The following is a 24,467-nucleotide window of genomic DNA, read 5'->3' on the forward strand; positions in this document are numbered from 1 at the left end:
GACAAGGCTGGCATCGATCCGCAGACAGGTCAAACAAGCAGAAAACAAAAGGGGAGGCCGACAATGGCAAACGAGCTCGATTACTCAGGCAAGCAGGTGCTGGTGGTCGGCGGTTCCAGCGGCATCGGCAACGGCATCGCGCAGGCCTTTCGCGCCAAGGGCGCAGCTGTTGCCGTCTGCGGCACGCGTGCTCGCGCAACGGAATATTCAGCCGACGAAGGCTCCGATCTCGAAGGTCTTGCTTACGCGCAGCTCGACGTCAGCAATCCCAATGCCATCGAAGCATTCAGGCCGCCGTTCGACCGTCTCGACGTCCTAGTGCTCGCGCAGGGCGCGGTGATCTACCGCCGCGGCGAATTCGAGATGGCGGGCTTCCGCAAGGTGGTCGAGGTCAATCTGGTGAGCCTGATGGCCTGCGCGACGCGCTTTCATTCCATGTTGCGGGACGCGAAGGGCGCGCTGATCATCGTGTCCTCGACTGCGGCCTATCATTCCACCATGGGCAATCCCGCCTACAATGCCTCGAAGACCGGTGCGGTCGGATTGACGCGGACGCTGGGCGAGGCCTGGGCCGAGGACGGCATCCGCGTCAACGGCATCGCGCCAGGGCTCGTCGACACCAAGATGACGAAGGTGACGACCGACAATCCGAAGCGGCTCGAAGGCGCGCTCGCACGCATCCCGCTGCGGCGATTGGGTACGCCGGCCGACATGGCGGGCGCAGCGCTGTTCCTGGCCTCGCCGCTGTCGTCCTACATCATCGGCCAGACGTTGGTCGTCGATGGCGGCCTGATTCTATAGGAGAGCCTAAGGAACCGCGCTGCGTCTGATCGGTTACTTCGGCTGACCACCGAGGAGGATCATCATGGACACGGATCGGATTGTTGGATCGGCGAAGGAATATGCCGGACGCGCGGAAGGCGCGATCGGAGACATGGCAGGCGATGCCAAGACGCAGGCGTCGGGCAAGGCGCGGGAAGCCGCGGGCACGGTGCAGAATCTCTACGGCCAGGCCAAGGATGCCGTGCGCGACGCCACGGACACCGCCGCGGGCTATGCCAAGGACGCCTACGAGAACAGTGGTGAGACTTTCCGCGACGGCTCGAAGGCCATTGCGCAGAAGGTGCAGGACAATCCGCTCGGCGCGCTGCTGGTTGCCGGCGGCATCGGCTTCGCGCTGGCGCTGCTGATGTCGCGTCCCGCCCGCCGCCCGCCGTCACGCTGGCGCTATTACGGCTAGTTGCCGAAACGCCTGTCACGCGTGCCCCGGCTCAGCGATGCAGCGTGAGACGCTGCATCGCTGAGCCGGGGCCATCTTTTCTGAATGCCGCACGAATTGGGTCCCGGCTCTGCGCCGCATCACCAGAAGGTGCAGCGTCGCGTCCGGGACACGAGATCTTACCTTACCGGAACATCTCGGCGGAACGGCCGACGTTAGCCGGCGGACGCGGGATCCCAGGATTGGGATTCGGATTGCGCGGCCCGGGCGGCGGCGCCATTTGGCGCGGCGGCGGGGGCTGCGGCGAGCCGAAGCCGAAGAAATCACGGAATGTGGGCGTTGCCTGGGCCGGCAGTTGCGGGGCGACCTGCGGCTTCTTCGGCGCGAGCTTTGGCGGTGCGATCGCGGCGGCGGCGCCCGGTGCGCCCTGAGCCGCCCCGCCGTCCGGCGTCGTTGCCGCCATCGGCGTATCGCCCTTGGCCTGCTCGCGGCCGACTTCCCGGCGCGGCCAGGCATAATCGTCGGCGCGGCCGGCGGGAGCCGCCAGCGGCTCACCCTTCACCATGGTCTTGGCGGCGAGCGCATCGACAGCGGCGGGACGCGTGCCCGGTCCGCCCAGCAATTGATCGGTCGAGATCGAGGCTGCAACCAGCGGCACGATCGGTCCGGCCAACGGCCGTGGCGCGGGCTTGCCCGGCTCGGCGCTGGTGTCGGGGGTCGCGGGCTCGCTCGGCAGCGCGATCGGGCCGGAGCGTCCGGCAAGCAGACGCGTGATCTCGCGCTCGACATAATGCGCGAGCTTGCGCGCGCCGGCCTTGGTAAAATAGATGCCGTCGGAGCTGCGGAGCTGGCGGATCTGGCCTTCGAAGTCCGGGCCCTTCTGCAGGAAGCGGCCGGCTTCGTCGACGAAGCCGTCCCATACGTCGACATAGGTGATGCCGGCCTTGGCCGCGCCCTCACGGTACAGCGAATCCAGGAAAAGCGTGTCCGCGGTGCCCTTCGGTCCGCGGACCGCGGGCAGGCCGACCCAGAGCACCGGCACGCCCTTGGTTTTGAGGACGGCCGCGAGCTCCTCGATCTTCTTGCCGTAGAGCTCGACCCAGCGCTCGTCACGGAATTCGTAGAGGCCGTTCGGATTGCGCGCGGTCTTTTCCGGCGCGGCTGCCGGCGTGTCGGCATTGTCGGCGTCGTCCTGCGGCAGGTCGGCGTCGGCAGGCTTATCGTCCAGCTTGGCCGCGCTGTCGCCGGGCTTGGCGTCGCCGGGCTTGGCGTCGCTGGGCTTGCCTTGCGGCTTTGCGCGCGCACCCTTGTCGTTCTTCTTATCTTTGTCCTTCTCCGCGGCCGGCTTGTCGGGTTTGTCGGCGGCCGGCTCGCGGATCGCGACGCGGTCGTTGAGGCCAAGCATGACGACGATCACGTCGGGCTTTTCGGTCTCGAGAATGCCCTTGGCCGCCGCGGCCCAGTCCGCGGGCTCGCCCTTGGGCTGGTACCTGATCAGGCCGGACGTGGTCTTGTGCTTGCGGATCACGCCCATGTCGGGCTGCTCGGCGTAGGCGTCTTCGAGGCCATAGGCGAGCCAGTCGGCCATGGCATCGCCGATCACCAGCACGTTCTTCTCAGGAATCGTGTCGCGCTTGGCCGGTGCCGGCGCGCGCGAAAAATCCTGGCGCGGCGCCTGCGGCGGCGGCTGGAAGGGTGCGAAGAAGTCGCCGCCGAACCATCCGCCACCTCCGCCGCCCCGTGGTGGCGGTGGTGGGGCCGAACGCTGCGGCGGACCGCCGAAGCCAGGGAAGTTGAAGAACTGCGCCGAAGCGGGTGCCGCCACCGACACCAGGATCGCAAGCGCCGTCCCCAGCGCGATCAACGGGCCGGTCTCGGTCAGCGCCTTGAACAGGGACTTCTTCGACATGCGATCTCGGGCACGCGCAATGGGGGATCGGAGTTAGCTCAATATAATAACGGAATCAGGCGCCAAACGGGCAAATTCCATCGCAGATTCTTGTCCATAGACCGGGGAACACCAGTCCCGGTCAAGGCTATCAGCCAAAATCCCCCTTCAAGGTTACGTCAGGCGCGATTTTACCGCCCGCGCAGCCGGTCCAGCACGTCGGAGGAGGCAAAACCGTCGGCGGGGACCCCGATCGAGGCCTGGAAGTTGCGCAGGGCCTCCCTGGTCAGGCCGCCGAATTGGCCGTCCGGGGTGCCCTTGTAGTAGCCGCGCTGAGCCAGCAGCTGCTGCAGCTCCAGCCGTTCGGTGCGGGACAGCTCGCGCTCCTGCCGCGGCCAGGGCTGCACGAAAGGCTGTCCCCCGCGCAGGCGGTCGGCGAAATGGCCGATCGCCAGCGCATAGGCTTCCGCCGGGTTGTACTTCATGATGACGCGGTAATTCTGCAGCATCAAAAAGCCCGGTCCCTGCGCGCCGGCGGGTGCCAGCAGGTAAGCCTTGTCCGCAGGATGCGGGAAGGCCTGGTTGTTCGGACGCTTGAGCCCGAGCTTCTCCCATTGCGCGATCGGCATCGCCTTGGCGCGGTCGGCCAGCATGTAGTTGAAGCCTTGCGGTACCACGACCTCGTAGCCCCAGGTCTGGCCTGGCTGCCAGCCGTCCTTCTTCAGATTGTTGGCGGTCGACGCGATCAGGTCGGTCGGATTGTCGACGACGTCGCGCCGGCCGTCGCCGTCGCCGTCCACCGCGAAGCGCTTGAACGCGGTCGGCATGAACTGGGTCGGGCCGAAGGCGCCGGCCCAGGAGCCGCGCAGCTGCTCCGGACGCAAATCGCCGCGGTTGAGGATCTCCAGCGCGGAGAGGAATTCGTCCTTGAAATAGGCTTGGCGGCGGCCGATGCAGGCGAGCGTCGCGGTCGATTGCAGCACGCTGCGATCGCCGATCTGCGTCGAGTAATTGGACTCGATGCCCCAGATCGAGGCGATGATGTAGCGGTCGACACCGGTGGCCTTTTCGGTGGCGTCGAACTGCGTCTTGTATTTGGCGAGGACCTCGCGGCCCTTGGCGAGGCGGTTGTCGTTCACCAGGATGTCGAGATAGGCCCAGATCGACTTGGTGAATTCCGGCTGCGAATCCATGAGGTCCATGATGCGCAGGTCGGGTGAGAGCCCGGCGGTGAAGCGCTGAAAGTTCTCCTGCGTGACGCCGCGTCGTGCGGCATCGGGCCACATCGCAGCGACGCAATTGTTGAAATTGCCGGCAGCCTCGCGGATCGCGGCGGCCGTCATCAAGGGATGGCCGGAGGCGCCGTCCTCGCCGCTCCACGGCAATGGACCCGTCGGCGCGCCGCTCGGGCCAGGTGTGGGTTGCGCCGGTGCCGGGTTCGATCCCGAGAAGATGCCGCCGAACAGGTTGGACAGGCCGTTCTGCGCCTGGGCGTGTCCGCCGGCCGGCAGCAGCAAAGCGGCCGCAACGACTGCGCCGCCAGCCCGTCTCGCCAGTCCTGCCATTGATTGCATCATGTTTCCACCCGTCGGCCTGAAAAACCCGCCACAGGAGGCCTGGTTAGCGTTGCCAATAGCTTAACAAAGGTGAAATTTTGGTGGCGGCCTTTTTCTTAACTCCGTCGGGGCGAGGCCCCACATCCGCCTTTGTTGGCGGCTGCAAACAGGCTAGCAAGGATGCCATTGCTCCCGTCCCATGTGCCCCCAAGGTATTCGATCGATCCCATGAAGATTCGCAAAGCCGTATTCCCCGTCGCCGGCCTCGGCACCCGCGTCCTGCCTGCCACCAAGGCGATGCCGAAGGAAATGCTGACCATCGTCGACAAGCCGCTGATCCAATACGTCTATGACGAGGCGAAGGAAGCCGGCATCGAGCACTTCGTCTTCGTCACCGGCCGCAACAAGGCTGTCATCGAGGATCACTTCGACCGGATGTTCGAGCTCGACGCGACGCTGGCCGCGCGCGGCAAGAAAGCGGAGCAGGACATCCTGGCGCAGAACCAGCCCGAGGCCGGCGCGGTCAGCTTCACCCGCCAGCAGGCGCCGCTCGGCCTCGGCCACGCGGTCTGGTGCGCGCGCGACATCGTCGGCAACGAGCCGTTCGCCGTGGTGCTGCCGGACGAGCTCGTGCTCAACACGCCCGGCTGCCTGAAGCAGATGATCGAAATGGCGTCCTCGCTCGGCGAGAAATCCAATCTGATCGCGGTCGAGGCGGTGCCCGATCACCTGACCCATCAATACGGCATCTGCGGCGTCGGCAAGCGCAACGGCAAGATGTTCGAGGTCGACGGCATGGTCGAGAAGCCGGCCAAGGGCACCGCGCCCTCCAACCTTTCGATCACCGGCCGCTACATCCTGCAGCCGGAGATCTTCAAGATCCTGGAGACCCAGGAGCGCGGCGCCGGCGGCGAGATCCAGCTCACCGACGCCATGATCGGGCTTGCCAAGACGCAGAAATTCTACGGCGTCGAGTTCGAGGGCGAGCGCCATGATTGCGGCTCCAAGCCCGGCTTCCTGCGCGCCAACATCGCCTATGGCTTGAAGCGCCCGGAATTGCGCGACGGCCTGGTCGCGGAGATGAAGAAGTATCTTGGGCAGTAGCGAGCCGCTCGTCATTGCGAGCGAAGCGAAGCAATCCAGAATCCTTCCGCTGAGGAAGTCTGGATTGCTTCGTCGCAAGAGCTCCTCGCAATGACGAGAGCGAGAGACCGCCTCACGCCACCAGCGACAGCTGCGGCAGGCTCGCCACCACCGACTGGTTGCGCCCGCCGGCTTTGGCGGCGTAGAGCGCCTTGTCGGCGGCGGCAACCAGTAGCGGCCAGTCCATGCCGGCGGCGGGGACGAGGCTCGCGATGCCGCAGGACACCGTCGACATCGCCTGATCGTCGGACCAGCCCTGCACCTTGAGGCGGATCATCTCCGCCACCTTGTGGGCCTCAGTGGCCGAGGTGTTCGGCAGCAGCACGGCGAATTCCTCGCCGCCGTAGCGCGCCGCGCAATCGCCGGCGCGGCTCACCGAATCGGAAATGCAGATGGCGATGCCGACCAGCACCTGGTCGCCGGCCTGATGGCCGAACGTGTCGTTGTAAGCCTTGAAGTGATCGGTATCGATCATGAGCAGCGCGATCGGCGCCTTCTGGCGCATGGCGCGCCGCCATTCGACGTCGATGACGGAATCGAATTTGCGGCGGTTTTTCAAGCCCGTGAGCGCGTCGGTCGTCGCCAACTCCTCGAGCTTGCGCTCGGCCTCGGCGCGCCGGCCGATCTCGCGCGCGAGCACGAGGGTCGATCCCAGCACGAACAGGATGAGCGCCAGCACCACGGTGCCGATGCGGAGCGCCTCCCTTTGCCAGAGCGCGAACACCGCGGCCAAAGGCTTGCCGGCGACCACGAACAGCGGACCATTGTTCTTGCTGCGGACATAGAGCCGCGGCGTCGCATCGACCGGGCCCTGTCCCGAATAGGCGGCGCCGACCCTGAGATTGTCGGCCTTCCAGTTCTGACGGTCGTTCAGGTTCGTGCCGATGATGTCGAGATCGAACGGTCGCCGCATGATGATGGTGCGGTCGCGCTTGAGCACGGTGATGGTGTCCTCAGGGTCGAGGTTGAGCCGATCGAACAGCTCGTGGAAATAGCTGAAGTGGATCGAGCCGGCGACCACGCCCATGAAGCCGCCGTCAGCGTCACTGATGCGCCGGCTCAGCACGATCGAGTAGGCGCCGCGAAACAGCATGGGACGGCTGATGAACAGCTCCGTGCCGGGATTATCCCGGTGGACCTTGAAGTAGTCCTCCTCGCTGCGGTCCTCGGGCAGGGGATCGAGCGTGGAGGCATCGATGGTCAGCCGGCCCTCGGCGTCGAACACCTGGATGGCGCCGAAATGCTTGGCGGTGGTCGCGTGGTCGAACAGGATCAGGTGACGGATCGTCTTTGAGACCGTCGCCAACTCGGGCAGCAGCATGTTGCTGGCCACCGCCTTCAGCGACAAATCGTAGATCTCGACGTTGCGGCTGACGTCGGACTCGATCGTGGTCGCGAGGTTCTCCAGCGTCTGGCGGGCGAGTGCCTCCTCGCCGCGGCGCATGTCGAGCATGACGTTGACGCAAATGGCGGAAAAGCCGATCACCGTCACCACGGACGAGATGATCAGCAGCTTCGCCGAAATCCGCCACGGCCGGCGGGCCGCAACGTCGCGCCATCCAGAGAACATTGTTCGCTCCTGTCCATAGTGGATGCGCCCGAAAGCTTGCGTAGTGTTTAAGCCGCGACGGCGCTGCTGCGATGAGTTAAGAATCGGTTGATGCGGCTGACGGTTTGGGCAGCCTGACTTCGCCCCGGACGAGAGGACGAGTGTGAACGACTACGACGCGTTGCGCGATTATCTGCTGCGGCAGAAGCAGGAGGAGCTCGTGCTGAGCTTTGAGCAGATCGAGGAGATCATCGGCGCGGCGCTGCCGCGCGCGGCCCAGCGTGCCTCATGGTGGGACAGCCTTCGCAGCCCCGACATCCAGATGCCGCAACGCGAAGCCTGCCTCGCCGCCGGCTTCGTGGCGACACGCATGCCGGACGGCCAGAGCGTCCGGTTCAGGAAGCAGAAGGGTGAGCGGCGGCGCTAGTGCGTGACTTCCCTTCTCCCCTTGCGGGAGAAGGTGGCGCGAAGCGCCGGATGAGGGGTATGTCTCCGCGCATTCAGATGGATTTGGACGTGGGGAGAGATACCCCTCACCCCCGCTCGCTTGCGAGCGGACCCTCTCCCGCAAGGGGAGAGGGGAAGATCAACTCGCAGCTTCCAGCCGCACTTCCGTGAGCAGACGCATCGCCGCGTCCGCGTCCATCGGCTCGCCGAAGGCAAAACCTTGCGCGTATTCGCAGCCCATCTGGTAGAGCTCGACGGCGTCCGAATCGGTCTCGGCGCCTTCGGCGACGACGTCCATGCCGAGGTCATGCGCGAGCGCGATGATCGACTTCAGGATCACGGGGCGGGTGCCGCGGCTGGTGGTGCGTACGAACGACTGGTCGATCTTGATAGTGTCGAACGGGAAGCGCTGCAGATAGGCCAGCGAGGAGTGGCCTGTGCCGAAATCGTCGAGCGACAGCCCGGTGCCGAGCTCGCGGATCCGGGTCAACATCTGGGCTGCGTGCTCCGGATTCTCCATCACCAGCGATTCCGTCAGCTCGAGCTTGAGCGTGCCGCGCGCCACCGAGGAGCGCGACAGCACGGTACGGACATCGTGAATCAAATCGTGGCGCAGCAGCTGCCGCGAGGAGACGTTGACGGAAGCGAAGATCGGCTCGCGCGAGCGCATCGCCCGCTGCCACACCGAAAGCTGCTTGGCGGTCTGGTCGAGCACGAACATGCCGAGGTCGACGATCAACCCGGTCTCCTCGGCGATGGTGATGAACTCGGAGGGCGCCATGCGTCCGAGCTTCGGGTGGTCCCAGCGCGCCAGGGCCTCGAAACCGGCGATGGAGCGATCCTCCAGCCGCACGATCGGCTGGTACAGGATCGTGATCTCTTGGCGCTCGATGGCGCGGCGCAACTCGCTCTCCAGCGTCAGGCGGTCGGTCTTACGCGCCCGCATCGCCGGCTTGTAGACGTCGATGCGGTCGCCGCCGATCCGCTTGGAGTGATACATCGCCAGCTCGGCGTCCTTGATGATCTCGTCCGTGAGCTGGGTTTGCGGATCGGACAGCGCGAGGCCGATCGACGCGGTGAGGAAGATCTCGCGGTCGTTGAAGGCGATCGGCGCGCGGATGGTCTTGCGGATGGTCTCGGCGAAAGCGGTGATGCGGGCCGGGTCCTGCTCCGACAGCAGGATCAGGCCGAATTGGTCGCCGGCCATCCGCGCCAGCGTGTCCTGCGGCTTCAGGATGCGGGTGAGGCGGCGCGCCAGCGTGAGCAGGATGGAATCGCCGACCGCGATGCCGACGGAATCGTTGACCTGCTTGAAGCGGTCGAGGTCGATCACCATCAGCGTCGGCCGCAGCGTCGGCATGGTCTTGGCGAAATGCGCGACCGCGCCCAGCCGGTCCATGAACAGTTTTCGGTTGGGCAGGCCGGTGAGATTGTCATGCACGGAATCGTGCAGCAGGCGCTCCTCGGCGTTGCGCAGCTCGGTGACGTCAGTGAGCGTGCCGACCACGCGCGAGACCTCGCCGTCCGAGCCGACCACCGGGCGCGCCTTGAGCGCGAACCACATGAAGTGGCCGTCCGGCGTGCGCAGACGGAAATCCTGCACCAGGCGGCCGCGGCGCTGGTCGAGCACGCTGTCGAGCGCGGCGCGGAAACGGTCCTGGTCGAGCGGATGCAGTACTTCTAACCAGGAGGCGGCCGGGCCTTCCAGCGTCCCGCGCTTCAGCCCGAGCAGGGCTTCGGTCTCGGGACTGGTGAACACCTTGTCGGCGGAGACGTCCCAGTCCCAGATCAGGTCGCCGGAGCCGGCCAGCGCCAAGGCGCGCCGCTCGATGTCGGAGACGACGCCCGTGCTGGCGCCGCCGCCGGCAAAGGCGTGCTGCATCACCGTAAAGCCGATCAGCATCACGATCAGCACGAGGCCGCCGAGCAGGGCCGGGCCGACGATGTCGTTGGTGACCGAGCCCGCCACCGTCATGCCGGCCGCGACCACCCAGACCACGAGGAGGAACCAGGTCGGGATCAAGAGCACGGCGCGGTCGAAGCCGTGGGTGGAGAGATAGACGATCAGCGCGAAGCCGGCGAAGGCGATCAGCACCAGCGAGATGCGGGCGATGCCGGAGGCCACCGCCGGGTCGAACAGCGCGAGCGCCACCAGCGAGCCGAGGAACGCGAGCCAGCCGACCGTGATGTGCGAATAGCGCACGTGCCAGCGGCTGAGATTGAGATAGGCGAACAGGAACACCAGGAGTGTCGCCGCCAGGATCGCTTCGCCCGCCGCGCGCCAGATGCGCTCGGCGTTGTTCGACATGTCGAGCACCTTGCCCCAGAAGCCGAAGTCGACGCCGATATAGACCAGCACCGCCCAGGCCAGCGCCGCCGCGGCCGGGAACATGATGCTGCCCTTCACCACGAACAGGATGGTCAGCACCAAGGCAAGCAAGCCGGAGATGCCGATCACGATGCCCTGGTACAGCGTGAAGGAGTTGACCTTGTCCTTGTAGGCTTCCGGCTCCCACAGGTAGAGCTGCGGCAGCTTGTCGGTGCGCAGCTCCGCAACGAAGGTGACGACGGCGCCGGGGTCGAGCGTGATGCGGAACACGTCCGCGGTGGCGCTTTCCTGCCGTTCCGGGCGGTCGCCGATCGAGGGCGTGATGGTCGCGATGCGCGACAGGCCGAGGTCGGGCCACAGCAATCCCGAGGAGACGATGCGATAGTGCGGAGCGACGATCAGGCGATCGAGCTGGTCGTCGGTGTTGTTGGCGAGCGCGAACACCACCCAGTTCTGTCCGCCCTCGCGGGCGCGCACCTCGATGCGGCGGACGATGCCGTCGGTGCCGGGTGCGGTGGAGACCTGGATACGATCGGCATCGCTGCGCTGATGCTCGAGCACGCCGGTGAGGTCGATCGCGGGCGCGTCGCTACGGACGCTGACGGCGTCGAGCGCGCGCGCAGGATACGCGGCGACAAGAATCATGAGGCCCAGCGCGATGGGCGCGAGGCACCTGATCAGACGCAAGGTCAGTTCTCCGCGTTCGACGCAAACTCGTCAGTGCAAGTCAAATCTAAAAGGCGATTTCAGACCGGACCGATGCGGTTCGGTGCGTCGCGATAGATGCCACGAAAGCGAGGAAAATCAAAGGGTTTCCGGCTTGCCCTGTGGGCCAGCGGCCTAGGCCTCCAACACAATTTTGCCAATATGTGCGCTCGTTTCCATGCGCCGGTGGGCGTCTGCCGCCTTTTCCAGCGGGAAAGTGCTGTCCATCACCGGCTTGACGCGGCCTTCGCGCAAAAGCGGCATCACTTTCTGCTCGATCGCGGCCACCATCGCCGCCTTGTCCGCATTACTACGGGGGCGCAAGGTCGAGCCGGTATGGGTCAGGCGCTTGACCATAACCTTGGCGATGTTGACGCTGACCTTGGGGCCGTTGAGGGTCGCGATCTGGACGATGCGGCCGTCGATCGCAGCGGCATCATAATTGCGATCGACATATTCTCCGGCGACCATGTCGAGGATCAGGTTGACGCCAACGTTGTTGGTCTCCGCCTTCACCACGGCGACGAAGTCTTCGGTCTTGTAGTTGATGGCGCGGTCGGCCCCCAGTTTGAGGCAGGCGTCGATCTTGTCCTGCGATCCCACGGTGACGAACACTTTCGCACCGAAGGCTTTGGCAAGCTGAATGGCCATAGTGCCGATGCCGGACGAGCCGCCATGGATCAGCAGCGTCTCGCCGGCCTTGAGGCCGCCGCGTTCGAACACATTGTGCCAGACCGTCATCAGGGTTTCCGGCAGCGCGCCGGCTTCCTTCATCGACAGCGCCGGCGGCACACTCATCGCCTGGGCGTCTTGGGCGATGCAGTACTGCGCATAGCCGCCGCCGGCGACCAGCGACATCACCTTGTCGCCGACCTTGTGCCGCTTGGCGTTGCTGCCGACCGCGACGACTTCGCCTGATATCTCGAGGCCGGGCAGGTCGCTGGCGCCGGGCGGCGGCGGATAGGCGCCGGAGCGCTGCGCCACGTCGGGCCGGTTGACGCCGGCAGCTTCGACCTTGACCAGGATCTCGTCGGGACCGGGCTGCGGAACACTGCGTTGCTCCGGCACCAGCACCTCCGGCCCGCCGGGCTTGGAGATGGCGACCACGGTCATTTGCGCGGGCAGCTTGTCCATGATGTGTCCTTGAGCAAAAGTGCGGGAGGAAACGAGGCCCTTGCTTAGCCAGCGCGGTGCAGGCTGGCAACCGCCTTAGGCCATGTGGTCCGACCCGCGGACGGAGAGGAGCAACGACGATGCCGATCGAAGACGACGATCGCCCACGCAAGAAGATCAGTCATGAAATTGGGCAGGACCTCTCACTTTTGTCAGTGGAGGAACTGACCGAGCGCGTGGCGCTGCTCAAGACCGAGATCGCAAGACTGGAAGAAGCCGCCACCAAAAAGCGCGCCTCGCGCGATGCGGCGAACAGTATTTTCAAGTCTTAGTGGTCGCCACACAGCGACTGTCGTCCCGGACGCGTGGGCCGAACTTTCCCCGCCTCGTCATTCCGGGCTCGCGACTTCGTCGCGCCCCGGAATGACGACTGAGGCGTCTGTTCCCGCAGCATACTCGGCCACTGGCTCACATGACTAATGAACTCTGAAAAAATTAGCTCGTTTACTTCAGATTAAGCTTTCGGGTTTATGACTGGAACTGTCCTCGTTTGGACACCGAGTGGCTCCTGTCCACTCTGTTTGACGCCTCCCTGTTATCAACTTTCAAAGCCGCCGGTCTCCGGCGGCTCTTTTTTTGCGTTCACTGCCCGGTTTGCACCTCTCATCCCGGTAGCATACGAAAGGATTGACCCGCGGAAACCATATCCGCGCTTGTCACTGGACTCCGCGTCCCGCCCGCGCAATGATTTGTTCATCATAAGCCGGCGGCAAAGCCGGGCAGTCAAACAGTTGCGTAAGAGGCGTTAACCATGGAACGTTTGCAGGCCGACGGCGCGCTCGTTCAGCTCAGTGAGCGATTCACCAATTCTGCAGCGTTCGGCAATTTGTTCCGTGAGGGCATGGACCTCGTCGAGGAGACCGCCGCCTATCTCGACGGCGCCGGCCGCGTTGAGGCCAAGGCGCTCGACCGCGCCGTCAGCCTCACCTATGCGACCGAGAGCATGCGCCTCACGACGCGCCTGATGCAGCTCGCCTCCTGGCTGCTGCTGCACCGCGCGGTCAAGGAAGGCGAGATGACGCTAAGCCAGGCCAATCGCGAGAAGACCAAGGTCAAGCTTACCGCCGCCGATCCCGGTCCCGCCGACACCATCGAGAAGCTGCCCGCGCAGCTTCAGGACCTGATCCATCGCTCGATGAGTCTGCAGACCCGCGTCCGCCGCCTCGACAGCACGATCCACACCCCGCCGGCCGAGCAGGCCACGATCGGCAACCCGCTGGTGCCGCACCTCAACGCGCTGAAGGCCGCGTTCGAGCGGTAGGGTCTATCAACAATTCCAATCGTCATTCCGGGACGCGCCTCTTGGCGCGGGCCCGGAATCCATACTCGCGATCGTGGTTATAGACTCTCAGTGCGCAATTGCGCATCGTAGCTCGCGACTTCGTCGCGCCCCGGAATGACAGCCCCAAAACAAAAACGCCCCCGGTCTCCCGGGGGCGTTTTCATCTCCAGCCTTGTGGCCGGCTCAATCCTTCTTGAGAAAGCCCGAAAACTTCTTCTGGAAGCGCGAGACGCGGCCGCCGCGGTCCATGATCTGGGCTGAGCCGCCGGTCCAGGCCGGGTGCGACTTCGGATCGATGTCGAGGTTCAGCGTGTCGCCTTCCTTGCCCCAGGTGGAGCGGGTCAGGTACTCGGTTCCGTCGGTCATGACGACCTTAATCGTATGATAATTCGGATGAATTTCGGCTTTCATGGCAATTCCTCGGCGCTCCGGCGCCTTCTTGGGTGGCTCGCGAATGACGGATTTGGGCGGCTCTATACCTCACGAAACCCCGCAAAACAAGCCATGCCGGCGCGCTGGACCGGGTTTGCCCCTAAGGGACTTCCCGGATTTGCCACTACTCATGCACCGGCCTATTGGGAGCAGATCAATGCAACGGGTCGGATCTCATGAGCGCAGTGGAACGGCTGGATGACCACGATGTCGAACGGCCCGCAATGAACGCCGCAGACACTCCCTCGATCGAGGCCGAGCTGATCGAAGCGCCGGCCAAGGGCCGCGCCAAGCTGCGGCCGCTGCTCGCGCTCGCGCCGTATGTGATCCGCTATCGCGGTCGCGCGGCGCTGGCCTTCGTCGCGCTCACGATCGCCGCGCTGACCACGCTGCTGGTGCCGGTCGCGGTGCGCCGGATGATCGATTTCGGCCTGACGCCCGAGGGCATCGAGCTGATCAACAGCTACTTCTCGGTGATGCTCGCGGTCGTCGCCGTGCTCGCGATCGCCAGTGCCGCGCGCTACTACCTCGTGATGAGCATCGGCGAACGCATCGTCGCCGATCTCCGGCGCGACGTCTTCGCCCATCTGCTGTCGCTCTCTCCCGCCTTCTTCGATTCCGCCCGCAGCGGCGAATTGATCTCGCGCCTCACTGCCGACACCACCCAGCTGAAATCGGCGGTCGGTGCCTCCGTCTCGATCGCGCTGCGCAACCTGATGATGTTCCTCGGCGCGACGGCGATGATGGTGATCACGAGCCCGAAGCTGTCGGGCTTCGTGCTGCTGGCCATCCCTTTGATCGTGCTGCCGCTGGTGGCGTTCGGGCGCTGGGTGCGGCGCCTGTCGCGCAATGCGCAGGACACGCTCGCCGACGCCTCCGCCTATGCCGGCGAATTGGTCGGTGCGATCCGCACCGTGCAGGCCTATACCAGCGAGCAATTTGCCGAGAAGCGTTTCGGCGGCGAGGTCGAGCAGGCCTATGAAGCCGCGCGCACCTCGACCCAGGCCCGCGCCGTGCTCACGGCGATCATCATCTTCATCGTGTTCGCAAGCGTGGTCGCCATCCTCTGGATCGGCTCGCATGACGTGCTCACCGGCGCGATCACGCCGGGCCGGCTCGGCCAGTTCGTTCTCTACGCCGTGTTCGCCGCAGCGGGCCTCGGCCAGCTCAGCGAGGTCTGGGGCGAGGTCTCGGCGGCGTCGGGCGCGGCCGAGCGCCTGTTCGAGATCCTCCACGTCAAGCCCGAGATCACCGCGCCTGCGACGCCGCTTGCGCTGCCGGTGCCGGCGCGCGGCGAGGTCGGCTTCGATCGGGTCAGCTTCGCCTATCCGGCGCGGTCCGACGTCAAGGTGCTCGACGCCGTGTCGTTCACCGTGCGCCCCGGCGAGAAGGTCGCGATCGTCGGTCCCTCCGGGGCCGGCAAGAGCACCATCTTTCATCTGCTGCTGCGCTTCTACGATCCGCGCAGCGGGACGATCTCGCTCGACGGCGTGCCGGTCAGGTCCGCCGACCCCGGCGATTTCCGCGCGCGCATCGCACTGGTGCCGCAGGACTCCGTGGTGTTCGCCGCGAGCGCCCGCGAGAACATCCGCTTCGGCCGGCCCGATGCGACCGATGCCGAGGTCGAGCGCGCCGCCGAGCTCGCCCATGCCGCCGAATTCATCCGCCGCCTGCCTGAAGGTTTCGAGACTGCGCTCGGCGAGCACGGCGTGACGCTCTCCGGCGGCCAGCGCCAGCGCATTGCGATCGCACGCGCCATCCTGCGCGACGCGCCGCTGTTGCTGCTGGACGAAGCCACCTCCGCGCTCGACGCCGAAAGCGAGACGCTGGTGCAGACCGCGCTGGAAGAGCTGATGCGCCACCGCACCACGCTCGTCATCGCCCACCGCCTCGCCACCGTGCTCTCCTGCGACCGCATCCTGGTGATGGACCAGGGCCGGATCGTCGAGCAGGGCACGCATGCCGAGCTCGTCGCGGCGAACGGGCTCTATGCGCGGCTGGCGCGGCTGCAGTTCGAGGGCGCGTAGACGCCTCACACGGCGGAAAGTACCGGGGACCTCACGCCTTCCACACCATCTTCAACACCGGCCGCCCCGAGGTCGGGTTCACGTCGTCGCCCGCATGGGCGAAGCCGCTACGCTCGTAGAAGCGGATCGCGCGGGCATTGTCCTTGTTGACGAGCAGCGTGACGCCCGAGGGCGACAGCCGCTTGGCCTCGTCCACCAGCAGCCTTGCCGCGTCGGAGCCCCAATGCGCGGGATCGACGACGAGCTGGTCGAGATAGCCTTCGCCGTCGACGGTGACGAAACCGACCAGCGCGCCGTCCTGCTCCGCCACCACGATCTGGGCCTTCGGCACCAGATCCCTCAGCCAGCGCTCGCGCCACCATTCGAGCCGTGCCGCGAAGTCGATCTGCGGATAGGCCTGCTGCCAGGTGCGATGCCAGAGATCGATCGCGACGGCTTCGTCTTCGGGTCGGTAAAGGCGGAGGTGGAGCGCGCTCACTACCGCTCCGTCAGCTTCAGCTCGATGCGGCGATTGCGCTTGTAGGCCTCCTCGGTGTTGCCGGTATCGAGCGGCTGGAATTCGCCGAAGCCGGCCGCGACGAGGCGCTGGGCGGGCACGCCGAGCGAGACCAGATATTGCACCACTGAGATCGAGCGCGCCGCGGACAGGTCCCAGTTCGACCTGAAGTTCGCGCCGCTCACCGGCCGCACGTCGGTATGGCCGTCGACGCGCAGCACCCAGGGGATGTCGCTCGGGATCTTCTTGTCGAGCTCGATCAGCGCCGCTGCCAAGGTGTCGAGCTCGGCGCGGCCCTCGGGCAGCAGGACCGCTTGTCCCGTGTCGAAGAACACTTCGGACTGAAACACGAAGCGGTCGCCGACGATGCGGATGTCGGGGCGGTTGCCGAGGATGGCGCGCAGGCGGCCGAAGAATTCCGAGCGGTAGCGCGACAATTCCTGCACGCGCTGCGCCAGGGCGACGTTGAGGCGAGAGCCCAGGTCGGCGATGCGGTTCTGCGATTCCTTGTCGCGCTTCTCGGAGGCATCGAGCGCCTCCTCCAGCGCCGCCAATTGCCGGCGCAGCGCGCTGATCTGCTGGTTCAGCACCTCGATCTGCGCCAGCGCCCGCGCCGAAACCGCCTTCTCCGAGTCCAATGCCTTGCCGAGCTCGGCGGTCTTGCCTTGCGCATCGTTGCCGGCGGCCGCCAAGCCGTCATAGAGACCCTTGATGCGGTCGCGCTCGGACTCAGCCGAGGCGAGCCCGGCTTTCAGCGACGAGACCTGGTCGTCGAGGGTGAGCTTGCCGAGCTTCTCCAGCGACAACAGCTCGTTGAGCTGGGCGATCTTGGCGTTGAGCTGCTCCAGCGCCTTGTCCTTGCCGGTGACCTCCTGCGACAGGAAGAACTGCACCACGAGGAATACCGACAGCAGGAACACGATCGACAGCACCAGCGTCGACAGCGCGTCGACGAAGCCGGGCCAGTAGTTGAGACCGCCTTCGCTGCGGCGGGCGCGGGCAAGGGCCATGTCATCCGTCTCCACTCTTGTGTCCCGGACGCGGTGCAGCGTGCAACGCTGCTGCGCAGAGCCGGGACCCATCTTGTCCCTGACGCTGGGCCCGGCTCAGCGATGCATCATTTCATGCTGCGTCGCGTCCGGGGCACAACACCGTCTCAACTCTTCTCGGGCTGGCGCGCGATCCGCTCCAGCAGGCGGCGGATCTCGCGGTTCTGCTCGCCCTGGCCGTCGGCCCATTCGCGGATCATCTGCTGCTCGGTGCGCATGTGCGAGACCAGCGCCTGGATGGCTTCGGCAAGGCTCGCCATCGCCGCGGTGGTGCCGCGGCCGGCGCTGCCTTCCTCGAGCACGGACCGCAGCCGTTCGACCGCGGCCTGAAGCTCGCCGCTGGCGACGCCGCCGCCGGTCGCGACAGGCGCCTCGCCGTTGCCATACTCGCGCACTGTGGTGGCGAGCCAGTCTTCGAGATCGGTGTAGAAGCGGTTCTGCGCCTGGCTCGATTGCAGATCGAGGAAGCCGAGGATCAGCGAGCCGGCGAGGCCGAACAGCGAGCTGGAGAAGGAGATGCCCATGCCGCCGAGCGGGGCGGCGAGGCCTTCCTTCAGCGTGTCGAACAGCGCCCCGGAATCGCTCCCGACCTTGAGCCCGTCGATCACCTTGCCCACCGAGCCCACCGTCTCGATCAGGCCCCAGAAGGTGCCGAGCAGGCCGAGGAAGACCAAGAGGCCGGTCATGTAGCGGGAGATGTCGCGGGCCTCGTCCAGGCGGGTCGCGATCGAATCGAGCAGGTGCCGCATCGTGGTCTGGGTGATGGTCATCCGCCCTGAACGCTCCCCGCCGAGGATCGCAGCCATCGGCGCCAGCAGCTTGGGGTGGCGGGCCGGCGCCAGGCCGGGATCGGCGACGCGGAAATTGTTGACCCAGGAGACTTCGGGATAGAGCCGGATGACCTGGCGGAAGGCCAGGATGATGCCGATGAACAGCACCCCCCCGATCAGGGCGTTGAGCCCGGGATTGGCGAAGAAGGCCTGGACGATCTGCTTGTAGAGCACCACGCTCACCAGCGTGCACAGCACCAGGAAGACCAGCATCCGCACCAGGAAGACGCTGGGCGAGGACAGTTTGGTGTACTCGATGTCCATGGTGGATCGGGAAGTGCCAGACCGCATGCCGGTATCATCCGTTACGTAAAGCTTGCTTGCGGCGCGCACTATGGCACAGCGCCGGCCCAAAAAAAGCGCCGGATGCGCCGATTTCGGGGACAGCTCGGGGAACCCGGACCGGAAGCGGTGCTTTGATAAGCAGGTCTCTGCAGAAGTTCGCCATTCGGGGGGCGCATGAGCGTCGTTTCCGCGATCATCGGGACTGCCGAGCGTGTGCCGCTGCCGGACGTGGTGATCCGCGCCGCGATCCAGCGCCTGTGCTCCCGCATGGCGACGCGCCTGTCCGGGCTGGGCGTCGGCGACGATGCCGCCTTCGCCGGGCGGATGATGCTGCGGCCGATCGCCGAGGGCGCGGCAGCGGGGCATGACGAGGTGCCCGCGGCCTTCTTCGCCGACTTGCTCGGCCCCAAACGCAAATTCTCCTCCTGCTTCTACAAGACCGACGCGACCACCTTGCGGGAGGCGGAGGAGGAGGCGCTGCGCCAGACCGTCGAGCATGCCGGCCTGGCCGACGGCCAGGCCATTCTGGAGCTTGGCTGTGGCTGGGGCTCGCTGTCGCTGTGGATGGCACGGCAATTTCCGCACGCGACGGTGACGGCGGTCGCGGCCTCGCAGGCGCAGCGCGCCTCCGTCGAGGAGGAGGCGCGGCGGCGCGGGCTGCTGAATCTGCGCGTGGTCACGGCCGACATGAACGTGTTCGCGCCCGATGGCCAGTTCGACCGCATCGTCTCGGTCGAGATGTTCGAGCGGATGAGCAACTGGCGCAAGCTGATGACGCGCGTGCGGTCATGGCTCGCGCCGGAGGGACGGTTCTTCATGCACGTCGTCACCCACCGGTCCGGCTCGCATCTGCCTGACCCGGCCGATCGCGACGACTGGATCGCGCAATACGTCTACACAGGCGGGCTGATGCCGAGCCATCACCTCGTCAGGCAGTTCGACGATATCTTTGCCATCGAGAAGGAATGGTGCTGGAGCGGCACGCACTACCAGCGCACCGCCAACGACTGGCTGGCCAATTTCGATGCCCATCGCGAGGCCATCGAAGCCTCCTTGCACGGGGTCCACGGCGAGGAGACCGCTCTCTGGATGCGTCGCTGGCGCTGGTTCCTGCTCGCGACCTCGGGCCTGTTCGGTTACGCCGACGGAACAGAATGGGGCGTCAGCCATTACCGGATGAAGGCCGCCGAGTAATTGCGGTGTTCCGCCGCAGCACGCGCCGGTGGAACTTAGATTCACAATCAAGTTACACCGCAAAAGCCTCCTGATTTCAACGGGATAAGCTGTGTGACAATGAGCCGCCCGCGCCATGCGTTGCATCGCAGCAGATGCATTCTATTTTGGCGGCATCAGCCGCGTGCAAAAGGTCCAGAACGGGCTTCGCGCGAGCATGATCAGTTTCAACAATCGGGGCATCCCACTTCATGTTTGGAATTCGAGCGCGATCGGCATGCGTTGCAATGATGCTCGCGGCCCTTGCGCCGCTGCTGGGTGCTTGCGAGGAATCCAGTTCCGCGGTGTCCGCCGCCCAGCCGCCTGCCCCTGACGTCAGCATCGTTATCGTCAAGCCGCAGCCGCGCGCCGTGGTGCGCGAGCTGCCGGGCCGCATCGCCCCGACCCGAGTCTCCGAAGTCCGGCCGCGCGTGTCCGGCATCGTGGTCGAGCGCCTGTTCCGCCAAGGCAGCGAGGTGAGGGCCGGCGATCCGCTCTACCGCATCGATCCGCGCCCGTTCGAGGTCGAGGTCATGGCCAACGAGGCCGCGCTGGCGAAGGCCGAAGCGGCATTGGCGCAGGCCAAGCAGCAGGCGCATCGTATCGCCACCCTGACCAGGGATCGCGCCGCGCCCGAAGCCGAGAACGAGAAGGCGATTGCGGCCGAACGCCAGGCCCATGCCGAGGTCGAGGGCCGCAAGGCCGAGCTCGCGCGGGCCAGGCTTAATCTCGACTACGCCACCGTGCGTGCGCCGATCGACGGCGTGGTCGGCGCGGCCCTCGTCAGCGAGGGCGCGCTCGCCGTGCAGAACGAGACCAATCTCGCCACCATCCAGCAGCTCGATCCGATCTATGCCGACTTTACCCAGTCGGTGACCGAGCTCAACCAGCTCCGCCGCGCCTTCGAGACCGGCGACCTCGATCGCATCGCCGCCGATGCCGCCAAGGTGCGCCTCGTGCTCGACGACAACACCATCTATTCGCTCGACGGCAAGCTGCTGTTCTCCGACGCCAAGGTCGACGCCCACACCGGGCAGGTGACGTTGCGCGGCGAGTTCCCCAATCCCAAGCGCGAGCTGCTCCCGGGCATGTATGTCCGGGTCCGCATCGACCAGGGTCTCGATTCCGATGCGATCGCGGTGCCGCAGCAGGCGATCCAGCGCAATGGCGGCGGCGGCAGCGAGGTGTTCGTCGTCAAGGACGACAATCACATCGCGGTGCAGCCGGTGCGCACCGGCTCGGTGCAGGACGGCCTCTGGTTCATCACCGAAGGCCTGAAGTCCGGCGACAAGGTCGTGGTCGAAGGCTTCCAGAAATTCGCGGCCGGCGACAAGGTCAAGCCGCAATCCTGGTCGGAGGCGGAAGCGACCGCAGACAACCGGCACGCTCAGCAGCTCACGCGGTAACGCTCCGCGCAGCAAGTGTCGTCCTTAACCTGAGGAGCCCGCTGCAAGCGGGCGTCTCGAAGGATGGCCGCGGGAGAGAGCCGGGCCTTCATGGTTCTCGCGGCGATGCGCGGCATCGTCCGGAGCGCGCGTTCCGCGCTCCTCACCATGAGGGTCTAACCGAACAACGAGGATAAAACGGCCAATGCCGAGTTTCTTCATCGACAGGCCGATCTTCGCCTGGGTGGTCGCGCTGTTCATCTGCTTGATCGGCGCGATCGCGGTGCCGCTGCTGCCGATCGCGCAATATCCGATCATCGCGCCGCCCTCGATCTCGGTCTCGACCAGCTATCCCGGCGCCTCGCCGGAAAACCTCTACAATAGCGTCACGCGGCTGATCGAGGAGGAGCTCAACGGCGCCGCCAACATCCTCAATTTCGAATCGACCAGCGACTCGCTCGGCCAGGTCGAGATCATCGCCAATTTCCAGCCGGGCACCGACACCAGTGCCGCCTCGGTCGAGGTCCAGAACCGCATCAAGCGCGTCGAGGCGCGCCTGCCGCGCGCGGTGATGCAGCAGGGCATCCTGATCGAGGAAGCCTCGAGCGCAGTGCTGCAGATCATCACGCTGAACTCGACTGACGGCAGCCTGGATGAAGTCGGCCTCGGCGACTTCATGATCCGCAACGTGCTCGGCGAGATCCGCCGCATTCCCGGCGTCGGCCGCGCCACACTGTACTCGACCGAGCGCTCGCTTCGTGTCTGGGTCGATCCGGCCAAGCTGGTCGGCTATGGCCTGACCGCCGACGACGTCAACAAGGCCATCACCGCGCAGAACGCGCAGGTCGCTTCCGGCAGCATCGGCGCCGAGCCATCGACCTCGAACCAGCGCACCTCGGCACTGGTGCTGGTCAAGGGCCAGCTCTCCTCGCCCGACGAGTTCGGCGCCATCATCCTGCGTGCCAACGCCGACGGTTCGACCGTGCGCCTGCGCGATGTCGCGCGGATCGAGGTCGGCGGCCTCAGCTATCAGTTCAACACGCGCCTCGACGGCAAGCCGACGGCGGGCCTGTCGGTCCTGATGTCGCCAACCGGCAATGCGCTGGCGACCGCCAGCGCAGTCGAAGCGAAGATGAAGGAGCTGTCGCGCTTCTTCCCGGCCAACATCACCTACGAGATCCCCTACAACATCACCCCTGTGGTCGAGGCCTCGATCGAGAAGGTGCTGACGACGCTGGTCGAAGCTGTGGTGCTGGTGTTCGTGGTGATGTTCTTGTTCCTGCAGAACATCCGCTACACCATCATTCCGACCATCGTGGTCCCGGTGGCGCTGCTGGGCGCCTGCTCCACTCTGCTGCTCGCCGGCTATTCCATCAACATGCTCTCGATGTTCGGCATGGTGCTCGCGGTCGGCATCCTCGTCGACGACGCCATTGTGGTGGTCGAGAACGTCGAGCGGATCATGGCCGAGGAAGGCCTGCCGCCGAAGGAAGCGACGCGGAAAGCCATGTCGCAGATCACCGGCGCCATCATCGGCATCACGCTGGTGCTGATGGCGGTGTTCGTGCCGATGGCGTTCTTCCCGGGCTCGGTCGGCATCATCTACCGCCAGTTCTCCGTCACCATGGTCGCCGCGATCGGCTTCTCCGCCTTCCTGGCGCTGTCGTTGACGCCGGCGCTGTGCGCGACGCTGTTGAAGCCTGTGGCAAAGGGGCACGGTCATTCGACCAACTTCGTGTTCGGCTGGTTCAACCGCATGCTCGAAGGCGTCAAGGAACGCTATTCGCGCACCGTCGGCTTTTCGCTGAATCGCACCGGCCGCCTGATGCTGGTCTATGCCGCGCTGCTGGTCGGCCTGTCCTGGGCCTTCGTCAACCTGCCCGGCGGCTTCCTGCCCGTCGACGACCAGGGCTTCATCACCACCGACGTGCAGACGCCGTCGGATTCGTCCTATGCCCGCACCGAGGCCGTGATCGAGAAGGTCGAAAAATATCTCGCCGCGCGGCCGGGCGTCGACAACGTCACCTTCCTCACCGGCTTCAGCTTCTCCGGCCAGGGCATGAACACCGCGCAGGCCTTCATCACGCTGAAGGACTGGTCGGAGCGCGGGCCGAAGGACTCCGCTGCCGCGATCGTCAACGACGTCAACCGCGACCTGGGCTCGTCGATCCGCGACGCAAAAATCTCGGCGCTGCAGCCGCCGCCGATCGACAATCTCGGCAACTCGTCCGGCTTCTCGTTCCGCCTCCAGGATCGCGGCCAGAAGGGCTATCAGCAATTGATGCGCGCCGCCGACCAGCTGATCGCGGAGGCCAATGCCAGCCCGGTGCTGCAGAAGGTCTATATCGAAGGCCTGCCCGAGGCGGGCGTGGTCAATCTCATGATCGACCGCGAGAAGGCCGGCGCGTTCGGCGTCACCTTCGAGGACATCAACAACACCATCTCGACCAATCTCGGCTCGAACTACATCAACGACTTCCCGAACCGCGGTCGCATGCAGCGCGTCGTGGTGCAGGCGGACGCGCGCGACCGCATGCGGGCCGAGGACATCCTCAACTACAACGTCAAGAACAGCCGCGGCCAGCTGGTGCCGTTCTCGTCCTTCACCACGATCGAATGGGCGCGCGGCCCGACACAGATCGCCGGCTTCAACTATTATCCGGCGGTGCGCATCTCCGGCGAGGCCAGGCCCGGCTTCACCTCGGGCGATGCCATCGCCGAGATGGAGCGGCTCGCCGACCGGTTGCCGCGCGGTTTCGGCTATGAATGGACCGGACAGTCGCTGCAGGAGAAGCTGTCGGGCTCGCAGGCGCCGTTCCTGCTCGCCCTGTCGGTGTTCGTGGTGTTCCTGTGCCTCGCCGCGCTCTACGAGAGCTGGACCATTCCGCTCGCGGTGCTGCTCACCGTGCCGCTCGGCATCGTCGGCGCGGTCACTGCCGCTATGCTGCGCGGCCTGCCCAACGACGTCTATTTCACCGTCGGCCTGATCACGATCATTGGCCTCGCCGCAAAGGACGCGATCCTGATCATCGAGTTCGCCAAGGATCTGCGGAAAGAAGGCAAGCCGCTGGTCGAAGCCACCATCGAAGCCTGCCGCCTGCGCTTCCGCCCCATCTTGATGACCGGCCTTGCCTTCATCTGCGGCGTGCTGCCGATGGCCATCGCCCACGGCGCCGGCGGCGCCAGCCAGCAGGCGCTCGGCAGCGTGGTGATGGGCGGCATGATCGCCGTGGTGATCCTGGCGCTGTTGATGGTGCCGGTGTTCTTCGTCTCGGTGCAGCGCGTGCTGGCGGGTGATCGCGAGCCGAAGGCGGCGCGGGAAGCTGAAGCGCACGGCCGACCGGCGCGGGCGCACACCGGCCACTGATGCACCCCCGTCATTCCGGGGCGTGCGAAGCACGAGCCCGGAATCCAGCGGGCCACCATTGACGAGGATCAATGGATTCCGGGCTCGCGCCAA

Annotated in this window: 19 protein-coding genes; 10 read left to right on the forward strand and 9 right to left on the reverse strand. The window is 65.8% G+C overall.

What is annotated here, in order from left to right:
- Positions 1-63 precede the first annotated feature (63 nt).
- Together I6F21_RS10405 and I6F21_RS10410 are read left to right on the forward strand one after the other, a co-directional pair.
- Complete coding sequence (locus I6F21_RS10405; protein ID WP_225183128.1) at positions 64-801, forward strand: SDR family oxidoreductase; 738 nt, start codon at positions 64-66, stop codon at positions 799-801.
- Positions 802-865: 64 nt separating this feature from the next.
- Positions 866-1,240, forward strand: coding sequence for a CsbD family protein (locus tag I6F21_RS10410; protein WP_035998251.1), 375 nt, complete (start codon positions 866-868; stop codon positions 1,238-1,240).
- Positions 1,241-1,403: 163 nt separating this feature from the next.
- Here I6F21_RS10410 and I6F21_RS10415 read toward each other — a convergent pair whose 3' ends face one another.
- Positions 1,404-3,128 carry a DUF459 domain-containing protein gene (locus tag I6F21_RS10415; protein ID WP_225183129.1) on the reverse strand — a complete coding sequence of 575 codons (1,725 nt, stop codon included), beginning with the start codon at positions 3,126-3,128 and terminating at the stop codon, positions 1,404-1,406.
- Positions 3,129-3,298: 170 nt separating this feature from the next.
- Positions 3,299-4,681 (reverse strand): lytic murein transglycosylase, encoded by a 1,383-nt coding sequence (locus I6F21_RS10420; RefSeq protein ID WP_225183139.1) that lies wholly within the window; start codon positions 4,679-4,681, stop codon positions 3,299-3,301.
- 210 nt (positions 4,682-4,891) lie between these two features.
- On the opposite strand from I6F21_RS10420, the gene I6F21_RS10425 reads away from it, so the two are divergent.
- Positions 4,892-5,767, forward strand: coding sequence for a UTP--glucose-1-phosphate uridylyltransferase (locus tag I6F21_RS10425; protein WP_225111690.1), 876 nt, complete (start codon positions 4,892-4,894; stop codon positions 5,765-5,767).
- 112 nt (positions 5,768-5,879) lie between these two features.
- On the opposite strand, the gene I6F21_RS10430 is transcribed toward I6F21_RS10425, so the two are convergent.
- Positions 5,880-7,376 (reverse strand): diguanylate cyclase, encoded by a 1,497-nt coding sequence (locus I6F21_RS10430; RefSeq protein WP_225183130.1) that lies wholly within the window; start codon positions 7,374-7,376, stop codon positions 5,880-5,882.
- Positions 7,377-7,518: 142 nt separating this feature from the next.
- Between I6F21_RS10430 and I6F21_RS10435 the strand changes: the two genes are divergently transcribed.
- Positions 7,519-7,782, forward strand: coding sequence for a hypothetical protein (locus tag I6F21_RS10435; RefSeq protein WP_035998268.1), 264 nt, complete (start codon positions 7,519-7,521; stop codon positions 7,780-7,782).
- 159 nt (positions 7,783-7,941) lie between these two features.
- Here I6F21_RS10435 and I6F21_RS10440 read toward each other — a convergent pair whose 3' ends face one another.
- Together I6F21_RS10440 and I6F21_RS10445 are read right to left on the reverse strand one after the other, a co-directional pair.
- The gene (locus I6F21_RS10440) at positions 7,942-10,818 is read right to left on the reverse strand and encodes an EAL domain-containing protein (RefSeq protein WP_035998272.1); all 2,877 of its coding nucleotides are present in this window, start codon (positions 10,816-10,818) and stop codon (positions 7,942-7,944) included.
- A gap of 153 nt (positions 10,819-10,971) precedes the next feature.
- Positions 10,972-11,970: an NAD(P)H-quinone oxidoreductase gene (locus I6F21_RS10445; RefSeq protein ID WP_225183131.1), complete on the reverse strand. Its 999-nt coding sequence runs from the start codon at positions 11,968-11,970 to the stop codon at positions 10,972-10,974.
- Between the two features lie 119 nt (positions 11,971-12,089).
- Between I6F21_RS10445 and I6F21_RS10450 the strand changes: the two genes are divergently transcribed.
- The gene (locus tag I6F21_RS10450) at positions 12,090-12,281 is read left to right on the forward strand and encodes a DUF1192 domain-containing protein (RefSeq protein ID WP_036021698.1); all 192 of its coding nucleotides are present in this window, start codon (positions 12,090-12,092) and stop codon (positions 12,279-12,281) included.
- Positions 12,282-12,760: 479 nt separating this feature from the next.
- Positions 12,761-13,270, forward strand: a complete 510-nt coding sequence (locus I6F21_RS10455) for a DUF1465 family protein (RefSeq protein WP_035998279.1) — start codon at positions 12,761-12,763, stop codon at positions 13,268-13,270.
- Positions 13,271-13,474: 204 nt separating this feature from the next.
- Here I6F21_RS10455 and rpmE read toward each other — a convergent pair whose 3' ends face one another.
- A complete protein-coding gene (gene rpmE, locus I6F21_RS10460) occupies positions 13,475-13,702 on the reverse strand; it encodes a 50S ribosomal protein L31 (RefSeq protein ID WP_027573780.1) in 228 nt (75 codons plus the stop codon).
- Between the two features lie 197 nt (positions 13,703-13,899).
- Here rpmE and I6F21_RS10465 point away from each other — a divergent pair, with 197 nt between their 5' ends.
- Positions 13,900-15,750 (forward strand): ABC transporter ATP-binding protein/permease, encoded by a 1,851-nt coding sequence (locus I6F21_RS10465; RefSeq protein ID WP_225183132.1) that lies wholly within the window; start codon positions 13,900-13,902, stop codon positions 15,748-15,750.
- A gap of 31 nt (positions 15,751-15,781) precedes the next feature.
- Here I6F21_RS10465 and I6F21_RS10470 read toward each other — a convergent pair whose 3' ends face one another.
- The 3 genes from I6F21_RS10470 to I6F21_RS10480 all read right to left on the reverse strand — a co-directional run bounded on the left by I6F21_RS10470 (position 15,782) and on the right by I6F21_RS10480 (position 18,416).
- Positions 15,782-16,228 (reverse strand): GNAT family N-acetyltransferase, encoded by a 447-nt coding sequence (locus I6F21_RS10470; RefSeq protein WP_225153008.1) that lies wholly within the window; start codon positions 16,226-16,228, stop codon positions 15,782-15,784.
- A complete protein-coding gene (locus tag I6F21_RS10475; RefSeq protein ID WP_036021776.1) occupies positions 16,228-17,256 on the reverse strand; it encodes a peptidoglycan -binding protein in 1,029 nt (342 codons plus the stop codon). Before I6F21_RS10475 ends, I6F21_RS10470 begins: the two co-directional genes overlap by 1 nt.
- A gap of 146 nt (positions 17,257-17,402) precedes the next feature.
- Positions 17,403-18,416 carry a hypothetical protein gene (locus I6F21_RS10480; protein ID WP_036021706.1) on the reverse strand — a complete coding sequence of 338 codons (1,014 nt, stop codon included), beginning with the start codon at positions 18,414-18,416 and terminating at the stop codon, positions 17,403-17,405.
- Between the two features lie 168 nt (positions 18,417-18,584).
- Between I6F21_RS10480 and I6F21_RS10485 the strand changes: the two genes are divergently transcribed.
- The 3 genes from I6F21_RS10485 (at position 18,585) to I6F21_RS10495 (ending at position 24,374) form a co-directional block, all read left to right on the forward strand.
- On the forward strand, positions 18,585-19,604 hold the full coding sequence (locus tag I6F21_RS10485) for a cyclopropane-fatty-acyl-phospholipid synthase family protein (protein ID WP_225183133.1): 1,020 nt from the start codon (positions 18,585-18,587) through the stop codon (positions 19,602-19,604).
- A 266-nt stretch (positions 19,605-19,870) separates the two neighbouring features.
- A complete protein-coding gene (locus I6F21_RS10490) occupies positions 19,871-21,028 on the forward strand; it encodes an efflux RND transporter periplasmic adaptor subunit (RefSeq protein ID WP_035998298.1) in 1,158 nt (385 codons plus the stop codon).
- 184 nt (positions 21,029-21,212) lie between these two features.
- A complete protein-coding gene (locus I6F21_RS10495; protein ID WP_035998301.1) occupies positions 21,213-24,374 on the forward strand; it encodes a multidrug efflux RND transporter permease subunit in 3,162 nt (1,053 codons plus the stop codon).
- Positions 24,375-24,467 lie beyond the last annotated feature (93 nt).

Source organism: Bradyrhizobium sp. NBAIM03, assembly GCF_020194055.1.
GTDB classification, from domain to species: domain Bacteria; phylum Pseudomonadota; class Alphaproteobacteria; order Rhizobiales; family Xanthobacteraceae; genus Bradyrhizobium; species Bradyrhizobium yuanmingense.

Excerpts from the sequence above, each read along its gene's own strand:
- I6F21_RS10405 (WP_225183128.1), top strand. The coding sequence starts at position 64 with ATGGCAAACGAGCTCGATTACTCAGGCAAGCAGGTGCTGGTGGTCGGC.
- I6F21_RS10410 (WP_035998251.1), top strand. The coding sequence starts at position 866 with ATGGACACGGATCGGATTGTTGGATCGGCGAAGGAATATGCCGGACGC.
- I6F21_RS10415 (WP_225183129.1), bottom strand. The coding sequence starts at position 3,128 with ATGTCGAAGAAGTCCCTGTTCAAGGCGCTGACCGAGACCGGCCCGTTG.
- I6F21_RS10420 (WP_225183139.1), bottom strand. The coding sequence starts at position 4,681 with ATGCAATCAATGGCAGGACTGGCGAGACGGGCTGGCGGCGCAGTCGTT.
- I6F21_RS10425 (WP_225111690.1), top strand. The coding sequence starts at position 4,892 with ATGAAGATTCGCAAAGCCGTATTCCCCGTCGCCGGCCTCGGCACCCGC.
- I6F21_RS10430 (WP_225183130.1), bottom strand. The coding sequence starts at position 7,376 with ATGTTCTCTGGATGGCGCGACGTTGCGGCCCGCCGGCCGTGGCGGATT.
- I6F21_RS10445 (WP_225183131.1), bottom strand. The coding sequence starts at position 11,970 with ATGGACAAGCTGCCCGCGCAAATGACCGTGGTCGCCATCTCCAAGCCC.
- I6F21_RS10450 (WP_036021698.1), top strand. The coding sequence starts at position 12,090 with ATGCCGATCGAAGACGACGATCGCCCACGCAAGAAGATCAGTCATGAA.
- I6F21_RS10455 (WP_035998279.1), top strand. The coding sequence starts at position 12,761 with ATGGAACGTTTGCAGGCCGACGGCGCGCTCGTTCAGCTCAGTGAGCGA.
- rpmE (WP_027573780.1), bottom strand. The coding sequence starts at position 13,702 with ATGAAAGCCGAAATTCATCCGAATTATCATACGATTAAGGTCGTCATG.
- I6F21_RS10465 (WP_225183132.1), top strand. The coding sequence starts at position 13,900 with ATGAGCGCAGTGGAACGGCTGGATGACCACGATGTCGAACGGCCCGCA.
- I6F21_RS10475 (WP_036021776.1), bottom strand. The coding sequence starts at position 17,256 with ATGGCCCTTGCCCGCGCCCGCCGCAGCGAAGGCGGTCTCAACTACTGG.
- I6F21_RS10480 (WP_036021706.1), bottom strand. The coding sequence starts at position 18,416 with ATGCGGTCTGGCACTTCCCGATCCACCATGGACATCGAGTACACCAAA.
- I6F21_RS10485 (WP_225183133.1), top strand. The coding sequence starts at position 18,585 with ATGAGCGTCGTTTCCGCGATCATCGGGACTGCCGAGCGTGTGCCGCTG.
- I6F21_RS10490 (WP_035998298.1), top strand. The coding sequence starts at position 19,871 with ATGATGCTCGCGGCCCTTGCGCCGCTGCTGGGTGCTTGCGAGGAATCC.
- I6F21_RS10495 (WP_035998301.1), top strand. The coding sequence starts at position 21,213 with ATGCCGAGTTTCTTCATCGACAGGCCGATCTTCGCCTGGGTGGTCGCG.